The sequence below is a fragment of the Pseudoduganella sp. jia 9 genome, assembly GCF_055502615.1.
In genome coordinates this window covers 110,888-125,941 of the sequence record NZ_JBUPWE010000017.1, presented here as the reverse complement: position 1 = coordinate 125,941, position 15,054 = coordinate 110,888, and the positions used below count along the sequence as shown (strand labels likewise).

Annotated in this window: 12 protein-coding genes; 6 read left to right on the top strand and 6 right to left on the bottom strand. The window is 65.0% G+C overall.

Annotated elements, in window-relative coordinates:
• Positions 1-14: 14 nt before the first annotated feature.
• Positions 15-1,022 carry a glycoside hydrolase family 43 protein gene (locus ACY34H_RS22725; protein WP_464979740.1) on the top strand — a complete coding sequence of 336 codons (1,008 nt, stop codon included), beginning with the start codon at positions 15-17 and terminating at the stop codon, positions 1,020-1,022.
• A gap of 70 nt (positions 1,023-1,092) precedes the next feature.
• Here ACY34H_RS22725 and ACY34H_RS22720 read toward each other — a convergent pair whose 3' ends face one another.
• From ACY34H_RS22720 to ACY34H_RS22695, 6 genes are read right to left on the bottom strand one after another with little or no spacing between them, the layout of a single operon-like run.
• Entirely contained in the window at positions 1,093-2,469 is a 1,377-nt protein-coding gene (locus tag ACY34H_RS22720; RefSeq protein ID WP_464979739.1) for an FGGY-family carbohydrate kinase, read from the bottom strand.
• Between the two features lie 20 nt (positions 2,470-2,489).
• The gene (locus ACY34H_RS22715) at positions 2,490-3,527 is read right to left on the bottom strand and encodes an ABC transporter permease (protein WP_464979771.1); all 1,038 of its coding nucleotides are present in this window, start codon (positions 3,525-3,527) and stop codon (positions 2,490-2,492) included.
• A 5-nt stretch (positions 3,528-3,532) separates the two neighbouring features.
• Positions 3,533-4,534, bottom strand: coding sequence for an ABC transporter permease (locus ACY34H_RS22710; RefSeq protein WP_464979738.1), 1,002 nt, complete (start codon positions 4,532-4,534; stop codon positions 3,533-3,535).
• Positions 4,531-6,081, bottom strand: a complete 1,551-nt coding sequence (locus ACY34H_RS22705) for a sugar ABC transporter ATP-binding protein (RefSeq protein ID WP_464979737.1) — start codon at positions 6,079-6,081, stop codon at positions 4,531-4,533. Before ACY34H_RS22705 ends, ACY34H_RS22710 begins: the two co-directional genes overlap by 4 nt.
• Before the next feature lie 3 nt (positions 6,082-6,084).
• Complete coding sequence (gene rhaS, locus ACY34H_RS22700) at positions 6,085-7,119, bottom strand: rhamnose ABC transporter substrate-binding protein (protein WP_464979736.1); 1,035 nt, start codon at positions 7,117-7,119, stop codon at positions 6,085-6,087.
• Entirely contained in the window at positions 7,116-7,982 is an 867-nt protein-coding gene (locus tag ACY34H_RS22695; RefSeq protein ID WP_464979735.1) for a DeoR/GlpR family DNA-binding transcription regulator, read from the bottom strand. Before ACY34H_RS22695 ends, rhaS begins: the two co-directional genes overlap by 4 nt.
• A gap of 316 nt (positions 7,983-8,298) precedes the next feature.
• Between ACY34H_RS22695 and ACY34H_RS22690 the strand changes: the two genes are divergently transcribed.
• From ACY34H_RS22690 to ACY34H_RS22670, 5 genes are all read left to right on the top strand, one after another.
• On the top strand, positions 8,299-10,398 hold the full coding sequence (locus tag ACY34H_RS22690; protein ID WP_464979734.1) for a bifunctional rhamnulose-1-phosphate aldolase/short-chain dehydrogenase: 2,100 nt from the start codon (positions 8,299-8,301) through the stop codon (positions 10,396-10,398).
• Positions 10,399-10,492: 94 nt separating this feature from the next.
• The gene (rhaI, locus tag ACY34H_RS22685; RefSeq protein WP_464979733.1) at positions 10,493-11,809 is read left to right on the top strand and encodes an L-rhamnose catabolism isomerase; all 1,317 of its coding nucleotides are present in this window, start codon (positions 10,493-10,495) and stop codon (positions 11,807-11,809) included.
• A gap of 236 nt (positions 11,810-12,045) precedes the next feature.
• A complete protein-coding gene (locus tag ACY34H_RS22680; protein WP_464979732.1) occupies positions 12,046-13,488 on the top strand; it encodes a glycoside hydrolase family 28 protein in 1,443 nt (480 codons plus the stop codon).
• A complete protein-coding gene (locus ACY34H_RS22675) occupies positions 13,485-14,708 on the top strand; it encodes a glycoside hydrolase family 88/105 protein (protein WP_464979731.1) in 1,224 nt (407 codons plus the stop codon). The genes ACY34H_RS22680 and ACY34H_RS22675 overlap by 4 nt, the downstream gene beginning before the upstream one ends.
• Positions 14,705-15,049 carry an L-rhamnose mutarotase gene (locus ACY34H_RS22670; RefSeq protein WP_464979730.1) on the top strand — a complete coding sequence of 115 codons (345 nt, stop codon included), beginning with the start codon at positions 14,705-14,707 and terminating at the stop codon, positions 15,047-15,049. The genes ACY34H_RS22675 and ACY34H_RS22670 overlap by 4 nt, the downstream gene beginning before the upstream one ends.
• Positions 15,050-15,054 lie beyond the last annotated feature (5 nt).

Genomic DNA, 15,054 nt, shown 5'->3' with positions numbered 1-15,054 from the left:
CAAGCGCTGCCGCAATGGCGGCGCTTTTCCTTTTGGGGGCGCCCGCGCATGCAGCTTCCACCGCTGCCGCTGCCGCGCCTGAGTTCAACAACCCGCTGGTCAAGCAACGCGCCGATCCGCACGTGACGCTGCAGCCGGACGGCTGGTACTACTACACCGCCACGGTGCCCGAGTACGACCGCATCGAAGTGCGGCGCGCGCGCTCGCTCGACGAGCTGGGCAAGGCCGAAGCGCACACGGTCTGGCGCAAGCATGCCAAGGGCGAGATGGGCGCGCATATCTGGGCGCCCGAGATGCACAGGATCGACGGCAAGTGGTACATCTACTTCACCGCCGGCCGTTCCGACGCGATCTGGGAAATCCGCCTGTACGTGCTCGAATGCGAGTCGGACGATCCGCTGCGCGGGCCATGGAAGGAACGCGGCCAGCTGAAAACGGGCTGGGAATCGTTCGCGCTGGACGCCACCACGTTTGAACTTAACGACAGGCGCTATCTGCTGTGGACGCAGCGCCCGAAAGAGGAGGGCAAGAAGCAGACCGACATCTACATCGCGCCGATGGATACGCCGCTGTCGATCTCCGGGCCGGCCGTGCTGCTGACCGAGCCCGAATACGCGTGGGAAAAGGTGAAGCACGCCGTCAACGAGGCGCCGTCCGTGCTGGTGAAGAACGGCCGCGTATTCATGACGTATTCGGCTTCCGCCACCGATGCCAACTACGCGCTGGGCATGCTGACCGCACGCGCCGACGCCAACCTGCTGGACAAAAAATCGTGGACCAAGTCGGCCCAGCCGGTGCTGGCCAGCAGCGTGCAAAACGGCCAATACGGCCCGGGCCACAACTCGTTCACCACCACGCCGGACGGCAAGACCGACATCCTGGTCTACCACGCACGCAACTACCGCGACATCGCCGGCGACCCGCTGCGCAATCCGGACCGGCACACGCGCGCCCAGGCCATCTCGTGGCGCGCCGACGGCACCCCGGACTTCGGCCCACCGGTCGCAGATAAACGACGGTAAGGAAAAACTGGGGACGTACCCCTGTTTAGAGGAAATTTCCTCTAAACAGGGGTACGTCCCCAGTTTATTTTCAGGACAGCTGGGCGAGCCAGCGTTCGCGGTATTGCGCCCAGCCTTGCAGCGCGATGGCGTCGGCGGCGTGCGAGCGCACGGCGGGGGCGGTGCCCCAGTGGGCCAGCATCCAGCCGCCGCTGGTGGTGCCGCTGGCGTCGTCGGTGACGGTGACCTGCTGGCCGCGCCGCAGGGCGGCGAGCAGCGGGGCAAAGTGCGGGTTGTTGGTGAAGCTGCCTTCGACGACGATGTCGCCCGCCGAGCCCAGCGCGGTCAGGCACCAGTCGCTCATCAGCACGCAGTACAGCGTGGCCAGCGCGGTGCGCTCGGCATCGGTGGGCAGGGCAGGGCCGACGACGGAGCCCTTGCGTCCGGCGAACGGTCCGCCCGCTTCGGCGAACGCGGGCAAGGCATACGTGCCCTGGTCGATGATCTGCTGCAGGTCGGCCACGCTGCATGGTACCGCGTCCGCACCTGCCAGGGCGCCGAATTCGCGGCCGCCCATGAAGCGGATGCACGGCACCGGCTGGCCCAGCGCGCTGCAGTTGGCCAGCATGTCCGACGCTTCCTTCAGGCCGTCGAGCTGGCCACCGGGCAGGGCGGCGATGACCCACGTGCCGGTCGACAGGATGGCCGGCGGCGCCGCATGGCTGCCCGTGGCATCGAGATGGCGCAGCAGAGAGGCATTGCTGTCGTGGATGCCGCAGACCATCTGGCAGTCGGCCGGCAGTCCGGTGCGTTCAGCCAGCGCCGGCAGCACGGGGCCCAGCGCATCCCACGCGTTGCGCAGCGGCGGCATCAGCGGAGTCCAGCCCGATCCCTCCACCAGCTGCGAATACTGCTGGCGCGACGGTTGCCAAAGGTCCGTATGGCAGCCGAGCGACGTCACTTCGCTGGCCGCCACGCCGGACAGGCGCCACGCCCAGTACTGCGGATACATCAGGATGTGCTTTGTACGCGCAAAATCGGCGGGGAAGGCCGATGCCAGCCACGCCAGCTGCCGTCCCAGGTTCAGGCCGGCCGGCAGCGACGGCGAATACGTCGTGTCATACGCGGGACGCGCGGCCAGGTAGTCGGCGCGCTGCGCGGCCGGCGGCTCGAACTCATAGTCGAGCACCGGCAGCACCAGATCAGCATCGTCGACCAGCGCCGCCGTGGCGCCATGCGTCACCGGCACGATCGCCCGCACCGGCGCCATGGCCGCGAACTCCTTCATCGTGTCCAGCATCCAGTTCCAGATGCCTTCCGTGTCGTGGTGCGGATACGGCCCGTCGCGCAGCACGGTATTGGCCTTGCGGCGCTCGGCCAGCTGCTCGCCGGCTGCATCGATCAGGGCCAGCTTGACATTGGTCTTGCCGATATCGAGGACGATGATGTTGCCCACGCTGCTACTCACGCTATCAACCGCACCTGCGCTCATTTCGCCACCTTCTTCCCGCGCAGCAGGCGCGGCAGCGCGATCGTCACCAGCAGCAGCAGCCCGATCACGATCGTCATGTAGATGCCCGGGATGTTGGCCATCGACAGGCCATACGTCACGGTTCCCAGCGTCAGCACGGCCAGCATCACGCCGCCGATGGTGCCGGCGCCGCCGGCGATCGACACGCCGCCCAGGATCACCATCGTGATCACTTCCAGCTCCCAGCCCATGGCGATGTTCGGGCGCGTGCTGCCGATGCGGCCCGTCAGCAGGAAGGCCGCCAGGCCCGCCATCGCGCCGGTCAGCATGAACAGCACGATGCGGTAGCGGTCCACCTCGATGCCGGAGAAGCGCGCGGCGATCGGGTTGTTGCCGATCGCGTAGATGCGGCGGCCCCAGCGCGTTGCGTGCAGCACGAAGGCGAAAACTGCCGCGAACACCAGCAGGATCACGAATTCGCGCGGGATGAAATCAAAGAAATAACCCTGGCCCCAGTCCGTCATCACCTGCGGGTAGCCGGTGAATGCCTTGTCGCCCAGCACCACGGAAGCCAGGCCGCGGAACAGCGACACGGTACCGATCGTGACGACGATGGCCGGCAGGCCGAAGCGCGTCACCAGTACGCCGTTCAGCGTGCCGCACGCCACGCCGGTGGCCAGCGCCACGAACAGCAGCGAAGCGGGCGGGAAGCCGGCGTTCATCGCCAGCCCCATTGCCACCGACGACAGGGCCAGGATGCCGGCCACCGAGATGTCGATCTCGCGGCAGATGATCAGCAGCGCCATCGGCAGCGCGATCAGGGCCTTCTCGCTGAAGTTGAACGTGCCGTCCGCCAGGTTGTACGGATCAAGGAAGTGCGGCAGCAGCATGCCGTTGGTGACGAAGGCCAGCAGGAACAGCAGCGCAAGCAGGGTTTCCCACTTGCCCAGCACGCCCTTCAGGCCCAGCTTCGGCTGGTCGAGGATGGTGTAGCGGGATTTGCCGGCGCCCGTCTCGGTGTTCGCAGCGTCGGTTGAATTGGTGGTAGCGGTCATGGTGTTCACGCGGCACTCCGCACAGGCACGGTGGGATGGGTATCGAGGTGCAGCGGCAGGATCTGCCGGCCTTCCTTCTTGCGGTCGCGGGCGTTGATCAGCACGGCGATCAGGATCACGGCGCCGGTCAGCGCGCTTTGCCAGAACGGCGACACCTTCACCACCGGCAGCGCATTGCCGATCACGGCGAGGAACAGCGCGCCCAGCACGGCGCCGGCCACGGAGCCGGTGCCGCCGGCGATGTTGATGCCGCCGATCACGCACGCGGCGATCACGGTGAATTCAAAGCCGTAGGCGATCTCGGTGTAGGCCACCGCGTAGCGCGCCACCCACAGGTAGCCGCATACGCCGGCCACCAGGCCGGAAATCCCGTACGTCCACAGCAGCCGCTGCGCCATCGGGATGCCGACATAGCGTGCGCACGACGGCGCATTGCCCACCGCGTACAGGTCGCGGCCGAAGCGGCTGTGGCTGGCCAGGTACCAGGCGGCCAGCACGGCCAGCGCGGCGATCCACACCAGGTTCGTCACGCCGAGGAATTTTGTCAGCGGGAAGGCGATGAATGCTTCCGGCATCTGGTGCGAAGACACCCATGCGCCGCCGGACAGCACGAACACCAGCCCGCGGTACACGCTCATCGTGCCCAGCGTGACGACGATCGCCGGCAGGTCCAGGTAGCCGATCAGGTAGCCGTTGACGAGCCCCAGCACGAGGCCCAGCGCTGCGGCGGCCAGCACGATCACCGGCAGCGGCAGATCCGGATTGTTGGCGGCCAGCAGGGCCGCGGCCATGCCGGACAGGGCGAGATTCGATGCCACCGACAGGTCGACGCCGCGCGTGACGATGACCAGCATCTGCGCCAGCGCCAGCATGACCAGCAGCGTGCTGTCGGTCAGCAGGTTGGCCAGGCTGGCGCCGGTGACGAACACCGGCGCGCGCATGCCCACGCCGACGATCAGGACCACGATCGACGCGGCCAGCAATAATTCCCGTTTCGCCAGCTTCATGCGGCTTCCTCCAGCACGGCGCCCGAGGCGGCCGCGCAAACATTCTCGGGTGTCGCCTCGCCGCGCGCATACACGCGCTCGACGCGGCCCTGGTGCATCACCACGATGCGGTCCGACAGCCCCAGCACTTCCGGCAGTTCGGACGATACGAGGATCACCGACAGGCCCTGCTTCACCAGCTCGCCGACGAAGCGGTGTACCGCCGCCTTCGAACCGATGTCGATGCCCTTGGTCGGCTCATCGAGGATGATCACCTTCGGATTGGTGGCCAGCCATTTGCCCAGCACCACCTTCTGCTGGTTGCCGCCGGAGAGTTCGGATACGTTCTGGCGCAGGTGATGCGCCTTCAGCTCCAGCTGCTCGCTGTACAGCCGCGCCACGCCCAGCGATTCGCGTTTTGCTTTCCCGCCGCGCAGGAACCAGCCCATCTTGTCCAGGATCGGCAGCGTGATGTTGTGCAGGATCGGCATCGTCAGGTGCGCGCCCTGGTGCTGGCGGTCTTCCGGCACGTAGGCGATGCCATGGGCGATGCCGTCGGCGGCGCAGCCGATCTTCACTTCCTTGCCGTCGATGAGCACGGTGCCGCGCGACGGCTTCGTCAGGCCGAACAGCGCCTGCATGACCTCGGAACGCCCGGCGCCCACCAGGCCGTAGAAGCCCAGGATCTCGCCCTTCCTCAGCGAGAAGGAGACGTCGTCGAATTCGGTGGGGTGGCAGAAATTCTTCACTTCGAGCAGCGTGGCGCCCGGCGTCACGTCCGCCTTCGGATACGCCTGCGTCACGGCGCGGCCCACCATCAGCGACACCAGTTCGCCTTCGGTGATGTCGGCCAGCACGCCTTCGGTGATGTAGTGGCCGTCGCGCAGCACCGTGTAGCGGTCCGCCACGGCGTAGATCTCGTCGAACTTGTGGGTGATGAAGATGATGGCCGTGCCGGCCGCCTTCAGTTGATTGATGATGCGGTACAGCTCACCGATCTCGCGCTGCGACAGCGCGGCGGTCGGCTCGTCGAGGATCACCACGCGGGCATCCTGCGACAGGGCGCGGGCGATTTCCACGAAGTGGCGCTGCGCCACCGACAGGTCCTTCACTTTCGTGCGCACCGGCAGCGGTACTTCCAGCCGCGCGAACAGCTGCTCGGCTTCGCGCTCGATGCGGCCCCAGTCGATGCGCCCGCCTTTTTGCGGCTGGCGGCCCACGTAGATGTTCTCGGCCACGGTCAGCTCGTCGAACATCACGCTTTCCTGGTGCACCGCCGTGACGCCGGCGTGCATCGCATCCTGCGCGTTGGCGAACCGCACCTGCTGGCCGTTCAGGGTGATGGTGCCTTCGTCCGGCTGGTAGATGCCGGTCAGCGTTTTCACCAGCGTGGACTTGCCGGCGCCGTTCTCGCCCAGGAGGGCCATCACTTCGCCGGCGCGCACCGTCAGCGCCATCTTGTTCAGCGCGGTGATGCCGCCGAAGCGCTTGCAGATGCCCTCGAGGCGCAGCACGGCCTCGCCTGCCGGGATGGCACTCCCGGCAGGTGTGTTCGTTGTCTGTTGCATGGCTTAGAAAATCTTGGCGAATTTGTCGACGTTGTCGCGGTTGTACGTGAACGGTTCGGCCATCGCGGCCTCGCCTTTCGCGTCGATCGCGATATTGCCCATCCGGCCCGCGGCGAACTTGCCGCCCGCCTTGGTATCCGGCGCGCCCTTGACGAAGTCATATGCCGCATAGGTGGCGGCGTAGCCCAGGTCGATCGGGTTCCAGATCGCGAATTCCTTCACGGCGCCGCTCTTCACGTGGCCGGCCATCTCCGAAGGCAGGCCCAGGCCGGTGACGAACACCTTGCCGACGACGTTCTCGTCGACGATGGCCTTCGATGCCGCGACGATGCCGACGGTGGTCGGCGCGATGATCGCCTTCAGGTTCGGGTAGCTGCGCAGCAGGCCGATCGCCTCGCGGTAGCTCTTGTCTGACTGGTCGTCGCCGTACGTGGTGGCCACCAGCTTCAGCTTCGAGAATTCCGGCTGCGTCAGCTGCGTCTTCATCACGTCGATCCAGATGTTCTGGTTCGTCGCCTGCGCCGAAGCCGACAGGATCGCGATCTCGCCGGCGCCGCCGATCGAGTCGGCCGCCATCTGCAGCTGCTTGCGGGCGATCAGTTCGGCGTTCGAAGGATTCAGCTGCATCAGGCGGCCTTCCGGCGCCAGGCCGCTGTCGAACGACACCACCTTGATGCCGCGCTGCATGGCCTTCTTGGCGATCGGCACCAGCGCGTTCGGATCGTTGGCGGAGATGACGATCGCATCGACCTTCTGGCTGATCAGCGAATTGACGATTTCGATCTGGCCTTCGGCCGACGGCGTGGTCGGGCCGGTGTAGATGATTTCCACGTCTTTCAGCTCGCCGGCGGCTTCCTTGGCGCCCGTGTGGGCGGCATCGAAGAAGCCGTTCCCCAGGCTTTTCACGACCATCGCGATACGGATCTTTTCGCCGCCTGCACCGGCGGCGGCGCTGTCAGTCTTCTGGCCGCAGCCCGTCATGCAGGTTGCGCTGACCGCGGCGGCCAGCGCTGCGAGGATAAAAGTCTTGCGTTTCAATGTGCAGCCTCCGGATGGAACAGCGACGAAGCCGGGAAGTCGAACCCGTGCGAGAATTGCAGCGAACCGACCTGGGTCGGCACGGCTTCCGGTTGTACGGTGACGACCTTGACGCCGGACTGCTCGAGCAGCTGGACGGCGGCGTCCGATGCATGGGTATCGGTGATCACGCACGACACGCGATCGAGGCCGCACAGGATCAGGCCGGCCTTCTTGGCGAATTTCGAACTGTCCGCCAGCACGATCAGTTCCTCGGCCTGGCCGATCAGGCGCTTCTCGGCCTGGATCAGCAGCGGATCGGCTTCCATCAGGCCCAGCAGGGAAAGGCCGTAGACGCTCATGAACATCTTGGCCGCGTAGTGGTGCTGGGTGATGTCGTTGTCGAACGGCGAAAGAATCACGTTCTGCTCACGGTACACCTTGCCGCCCGGGAGGATCACTTCGTTTTCCGACGACAGCAGCAGGCGCTCGGCCATCAGGAAGGAATTGGTCAGGATCTTCAGGTGCTTGTCGACCAGGAAGTCGGCCATCATGAACGTGGTGGTGCCGCCGTTGATGACGATCGTTTCGCCTTCCTCGCACATGCCGGCCGCGTAGCGGGCAATGGCGCGCTTGCGGTCGGCAAAGCACTGGATGTTGTGTTCGAAGGTTTCGCTCGTGAGCGTGAGGTTGCGCTTCTTCTGCGCCAGGTTCGCCGCGCCGCCGCGGGTGCGGGTCAGCAGGTTGCGCGCGGCCAGCCAGCTGATGTCGCGGCGCACGGTGGCAGGGGAAGCGCTCAGCCATTCGACCAGCTGGGGAACGCTGGCATTCTGGTGCTCGGCGAGCAGTTTGAGCAAACGTTTACGGCGCTTGTGATTCACCATGTTTCCGTCTCCTTGTCGTGATCCTACTTCGCGGCGGGTGCCGTGAGTGGTCTATTTATTAAGGGCAAGCCTAACGCTTAAGAAAGGCTTAGGTCAATCATCCTCCGCTCAAATGTATGATTTTTTCCAAAATCGCTTGTCACGTTCTGATCATTCCGCTCAAGTAAATGATTAATTCATTCTTGGTCACGATGTTGATCGCTTGTGCATTGACACCCCCAAGGGCTCTGATTTCTACTGACTCCGCTTGCTTCCCGGCCGAAAAAATGAGCGGAAACGGGAACAAAACCGAATGCAAATCAACGATGGAGACCACATGAACCAACCGAAGCAGAAACAGCCCATCACGTCGCTGTGGGATGACGAGAAGGCCGCAACGATGAGCGAACCGGAGCTGCTGCTGTACCGCTCCAATTTGCTGGGCTCGGACCTGCGCATCACCAACTTCGGCGGCGGCAACACGTCGGCGAAAGTGATGATGGATGACCCGCTGACGGGTGAAAAAGTCGAGGTACTGTGGGTCAAGGGTTCGGGCGGCGACCTGGGCAGCATCAAGCTGGACGGTTTCTCGACGCTGTACCTGGACAAGCTGCATGCGCTGAAGAAGCGCTACCGCGGCCTGGAACACGAAGACGAGATGGTCGGCTACCTGCCGCATGCCACCTTCAACCTGAACCCGCGCGCCGCCTCGATCGACACGCCGCTGCATGCCTACATCAACAAGAAGCACGTCGATCACATGCACCCGGATTCGCTGATCGCGATCGCCGCCACGGCCAACAGCCGCGCCCTGACGGAGAAGATCTTCGAAGGCGTGCTGGGCTGGCTGCCATGGAAGCGCCCCGGCTTCGACCTGGGCCTGGACCTGGAAAAACTGTCGACCGAACAGCCGCACCTGAAAGGCATCATCCTGGAAGGCCACGGCCTGTTCACCTGGGGCGACACCGCCAAGGAAGCGTACGAAACCACGCTGGCGATCATCAAGCGCGCCGAGGAATGGCTGGAAGCGAACATCGCCCAGCCGGTGTTCGGCGGCCAGAAGCACCAGGCACTGCCACCAGCGGAGCGCGCCGCGTTCGCCGCGAAACTGATGCCCCTGCTGCGCGGCAAGATCAGCAAGACCGAATACAAGCTGGGCCACTTCGAGGACTCGGACACGATCCTGGAATTCGTCAACAGCGCCGACCTGGCACCGCTGGCAGCGCTGGGCACCTCGTGCCCGGACCACTTCCTGCGTACCAAGATCCGCCCGTTCGTCGTCGACTTCGACCCGACCAAGCCGGATTTCGACGCCGTTGCCGCCGGCCTGGACGATGCGCTGGAAGCCTATCGCGCCGACTACACCGCCTACTACAACCGCTGCAAGCGCGACAACAGCCCGGCGGTGCGTGACGCCAACCCGATCATCTACCTGATCCCGGGCGTGGGCATGCTGTCGTTCGCGAAGGACAAGGCCACCGCGCGCATCGCCGGCGAGTTCTATGTCAACGCGATCAATGTGATGCGCGGCGCGAACGGCGTCGACAAGTATGTCGGCCTGCCGGAACAGGAAGCGTTCGACATCGAGTACTGGCTGCTGGAAGAAGCAAAGCTGCAGCGCATGCCGAAGCCGAAATCGCTGGCCGGCCGCATCGCGGTCGTCACCGGCGGCGCCGGCGGCATCGGCCAGGCGGTGGCGAAGCAGCTGCTGTCCGAAGGCGCCTGCGTGCTGCTGACCGACATCGACGGCGGCGCCCTCGAGGAAGCCAAGGCGTCGCTGGCCAAAGTGGCCGGCAAGGACAACGTGGCCACGATCACCGGCAACATCACCAGCGAAGAGCAGGTGGAAGCGGTGTTCACGGAATCGGCCCTGCGCTTCGGCGGCGTCGACCTGCTGATCTCGAATGCCGGCATCGCCTCCTCGGCACCGCTGGAAGACACCACGCTGGAAGTGTGGGACCGTAACCAGGACATCCTGGTCAAGGGCTACTTCCTGGCCAGCCGCGCCGCCTTCCGCATGATGAAGACGCAGAAGCTGGGCGGTTCGATGGTGTTCGTCGCCTCGAAGAACGGCCTGGTGGCATCGGCCGGCGCTTCGGCCTACTGCACCGCGAAAGCCGCCGAGATCCACCTGGCGCGCTGCGTGGCGCTGGAAGGCGCACCGCTGGGCATCCGCGTCAACGTGGTCAACCCGGACGCCGTGATCAAGGGCTCGAAGATCTGGGACGGCAAGTGGAAGCAGGAACGCGCCCAGTCGAACAAGATCGAGGCGGACGACGTGGAAGCCTTCTACCGCGACCGCAGCATGCTGAAGCGTTCGGTGCTGCCGGAAGACATCGCCGAAGCCGTGTACTTCCTGTCCAGCGACAAGGCCGGCAAGAGCACCGGCAACGTGCTGAACGTGGATGCCGGCAACGCCGCTGCGTTCACGCGCTGACAGCTTTCTGGCCGAGCGCATTTGCCAGTACTATAAATAGCCAAATGAAAGCCGCCGCGCTCCGTCGCGGCGGCGGTACTTGAAGGAGACGAACATGACCGACATTAAGAATCCCGTGATCGACACGAACCTGGTGGCCGAGCACAACGCGCAGCAGCAGGCCGACCTGCAGGCCGACTACGATGCCCTGGGCGGCATGCTGGCGCGCCGCGGCGTCGATATCGAACAACTGACGGCACTGGCCGGCACCTTCGCCGTGGCCGTGCCGAGCTGGGGCGCCGGCACCGGCGGCACCCGCTTCGCCCGCTTCGCCGGCCGCGGCGAACCGCGCAACGTGTTCGAGAAGATGGAAGACTGCGCGGTGATCAACCAGCTGACGCGCGCCACGCCGGCCGTGTCGCTGCACTTCCCGTGGGACCGCACCGACGACCCGGCGGCGCTGAAGGAAATCGCCGACGGCTACGGCCTGGGCTTCGACGCCGTGAACTCGAACACCTTCCAGGACCAGCAGGGCCAGGATCACACCTACAAGTACGGCAGCCTGTCGGCGCAGTCCGGTGCCGCGCGCGCGCAAGCCGTGCAGCACAATATCGACTGCATCGAACTGGGCCAGAAGCTGGGCTCGAAGGCGCTGACCGTGTGGGTCGGCGACGGCGCCAACTTCCCGGGCCAGAACAACCTGCGCGGTTCGCTGGAACGCTACCTGGACAGCATGCGCGACATCTACGGCGCGCTGCCGGCCGACTGGAACGTGTTCATCGAGCATAAACTGTTCGAGCCGGCGTTCTACGCCACCGTGATCGCCGACTGGGGCACCAGCTTCGCGGCCGCCACGGAACTGGGCCCGAAGGCGAAATGCCTGGTCGACCTGGGCCACCACGCACCGAACACGAACATCGAGATGATCGTGGCGCGCCTGGCGCAGTTCGGCAAGCTGGGCGGCTTCCACTTCAACGACAGCAAGTACGGCGACGACGACCTGGATTCCGGCTCGATCAACCCGTTCCAGCTGTTCCTGGTCTTCAACGAACTGGCCGACGCAGCGGAACGTGCGAAGAGCAGTGTCACGGAATTCAACCCGGCCTACATGCTGGACCAGTCGCACAACGTGACCGATCCGATCGAAAGCCTGATGTCGTCCGCCGTGGAAGTGCAGCGCGCCTTCGTGCAGGCCGCGCTGGTGGACCGCAACGCGCTGCGCGCGTTCCAGGAATCGAACGACGTGCTGAACGCCGCGCAGACGCTGAAGAAAGCCTACCGCACCGACGTGTCGGCGATCCTGGCGATGGCCCGCGTGCGCGCCGGCGGCGCGGCCGACCCGGTCGCCGCCTACCGTTCGTCGGGCTACCGCGACGGCGCCGCCGAGCGCCGCCCGGCCAGGGCGGGTGCCAGCAGCAGCGGTATCGTTTGATGCTGCTGTAAGGAAGCCTGCCCACGCTTAGGCCGTGGGCAGGCTTCGGCACGTCAGGACCCTTGAAGTCGCGGAAGACGTTCGCGTCTCAGGGGTCAGTCCCCTGATAGAGCCACTGGCAAACGCAGAAGCAGTCACTTACCGGGGACAGACCCCTGTACGCCGCCGCTCTCCGCGACCTCGAACGAACATGGCGGCGCATAGACTGCCATACGAAAACACAGGAGGAGACCCCCATGACCCACTGGCTACGCGCGCTCGCAGCAATCATGCTGTCGGCCGCGTTCATGATGTCAAACGCGGCCCACGCCGCGGACTTCAGCGTCGGCAAGTACGGCGCGAAACCCGACGGCAAGACCATGAACACCAGGGCCATCCAGGCCGCCATCGATGCCGCGGCAAAGCAGGGCGGCACCGTCACATTCCCCGCGGGTACCTATCTCACCGGCTCGATCTTCGTGAAGAGCAACGTCACGCTGAAGATCGGCAAGGGCGTGACCCTGCTGGGATCGCAGGACATCAAGGACTACCCGGTACTGCCCACGCGGATCGCCGGCATCGAGATGAAATGGCCGGCAGCGCTGGTCAACGTCTACCAGCAAAACAACGCCAGGATCGAGGGCGAAGGCACGATCGATGGTGACGGCAAGGTGTTCTGGGACAGCTACTGGACCCTGCGCCGCCAGTACGAACCGCGCGGCCTGCGCTGGGCTTCCGACTACGATGCCCAGCGCCCGCGCCTGATACAGGTGTTCGACTCGAAGGAGGTCAAGCTGGGCGGCGGCCTGCTGCTCAAGCGCGCCGGCTTCTGGACCGTCCATATCTGCTACTCGGAAGGCGTGACAATCGACGGCGTCATCATCCGCAACAACCAGGATGGCCTGGGCCCGTCCACCGACGGCATCGACATTGACTCCTCGAAGAAGATCCTGGTGCAGAACGCCGACATCGACGTCAACGACGATGCGCTGTGCATGAAGGCCGGCCGCGACTCCGACGGCCTGCGCGTCGCGCGGCGCACCGAGGATGTCGTGGTGCGCGACTCGATCGTCCGCTCCGGCGCGGCAGGCTTCACCTTCGGCAGCGAAACCTCGGGCGGCTTCCGCAACATCGAGGCCTACAACATCACGGTGCTCGACAAGGTACCGGTCGGCATCCTGTTCAAGTCGGCCCATACGCGCGGCGGTTTCGGCGAGAACATCCGCCTGCACGATTTCACGATGAAGGGCACGCCGGTGGTGCTGCGCATCACGATGAACTGGAACCCCAGCTACAGCTACGCGAAGATCCCGGACGACGTGAAGGACGTGCCGCCGTACTGGAAAGTGCTGGCCACGCAGGTGCCGAAAGAGCAGGGCATGGCCCAGCTGCGCGACGTGCAGATCTGGAACATCAAGGCCACCGGCGCGAAGACGGCGTTCGAAGTGGACAGCTACAAGGAAAAACCGGCCACGCGCTTCACCCTGAAGAACCTGGACATCCAGGCGGAGCAGGGCGGCCATCTCTACGACATCGCCGACTGGACGTTCGAGAACGCGCAGCTCAAGCTGGGCAAGCCGGTCGAGATGGAAGACGGCAAGGCCGTGCGCGGCCTCGCCCAAGGCAGCTTCGTGGTGCAGCCGCGCCCGATCAAGGAAGATCCCTCCAAGAAAAGCTTTGAAGAACAGGACAAGTCATGAAAAATCACTTCACTACGCTGGCCGTTGCCGTTCTGACCCTGTGCGCGAGCACCGCGCTGCATGCCCAGTCGGCCCAGTCGCCCAAAGTGGACTATCCGCAGCCCACCGCCGCGATGCAGGCGATCATCGACAAGGATATTCGCCGCAAGTTCGGCGATGCGCCGGAGGATGCCGGCCCGCTGGCGAAGGACCTGTCGCCGGCCATCACGAAGAAGGATATCGACAAGGTGCTGCGCAAGGTGGCCGACTGGCAGCTGCGCCGCACGATGGAATACACCGACCAGATCTGGACCGCCAGCGTGACCTATGCCGGCTTCATGGATGCCTCGAAGGCGACCGGCGATCCGAAGTACCGCGACGCGATGCTGAAGCTGGCCAAGGGCTTCGACTGGTCGCTGCGCGCCGGCCAGTACCCGAACGCGGACGACATCAGTATCGGCCAGATGTACCTCGACCTGTACCTGCAGGAACCCAGCCCGGAAAAGATCGCCACGCTGAAGAAGTACCTGGACGTGCTGATCGACCTGGACACGCTGCGCCCGAACGACCCGCGCCTGCCGTGGTGGTGGTGCGACGCGCTGTTCATGGCGCCGCCGGTGTGGCTGAAGATGGCGCAGGCCACCGGCGAACAGAAATACGCCGACTACGTGCATGAGCAGTGGAAGAAGACCTACGACCTGCTGTACGACAAGGAAGAGCACCTGTTCGCGCGTGATACCGCTTACGAGGACCCGAACAAGCGCGAGCCGAACGGCAAGAAGATCTTCTGGTCGCGCGGCGAGGGCTGGGTGATGGCCGGCCTGGCCAAGGTGCTGGACCTGACGCCGAAGGACGATCCGAACCGGCCGTTCTACGTGCAGCAGCTGCGCGAGATGTCGGCCAAGCTGGCCTCGATCCAGGACGAGAACGGCGAATGGCATGCCGGCCTGCTCGACCCGCAGGCGTGGCCGCTGGCGGAAACCTCGGGCGCGGCGATGTTCATCCACGGCATGGCCTACGGCGTGAACAACGGCTACCTGGACGAGAAGACCTACCGCCCCGTGATCGAAAAGGCCTGGACCGCGCTGGTGAAGAACCATATCTACGCGGACGGCCGCCTGGGCGGCATCCAGCAGACGGGCGCCGAGCCGGCGCACTACCGTCCGTCGTCGAGCTACAACTATGGCGTGGGCGGCTTCATGCAGGCTGCCGCCGAACTGAAGAAGATGGCGATCAAATGACGTACACAACCAAGGCATTCAAAATGCAGCTGAAGCCCGGCGTGGTGGAGGAGTACAAGCGCCGCCACGACGAATTGTGGCCGGACCTGGCCGCGGCGCTCGATGGCGCCGGCATCTTTGATTACTCCATTTTCCTCGACGAGGACACGCTGTCGCTGTTCGCCGTGCTGAAGATCCGCGATGGCGCGCCGATCGCCGAGCTGCCGCAGCAGCCGGTGATGAAACGGTGGTGGGATTACATGGCGGAGCTGATGGAGGTCGAGCCTGAGGGGGAGCCAAAAACGAGGCCGAAGGAATGGCCGCTGCCGCAGTTGTTCCACTTTACGGGAACTTCGGCCTAGTTCGC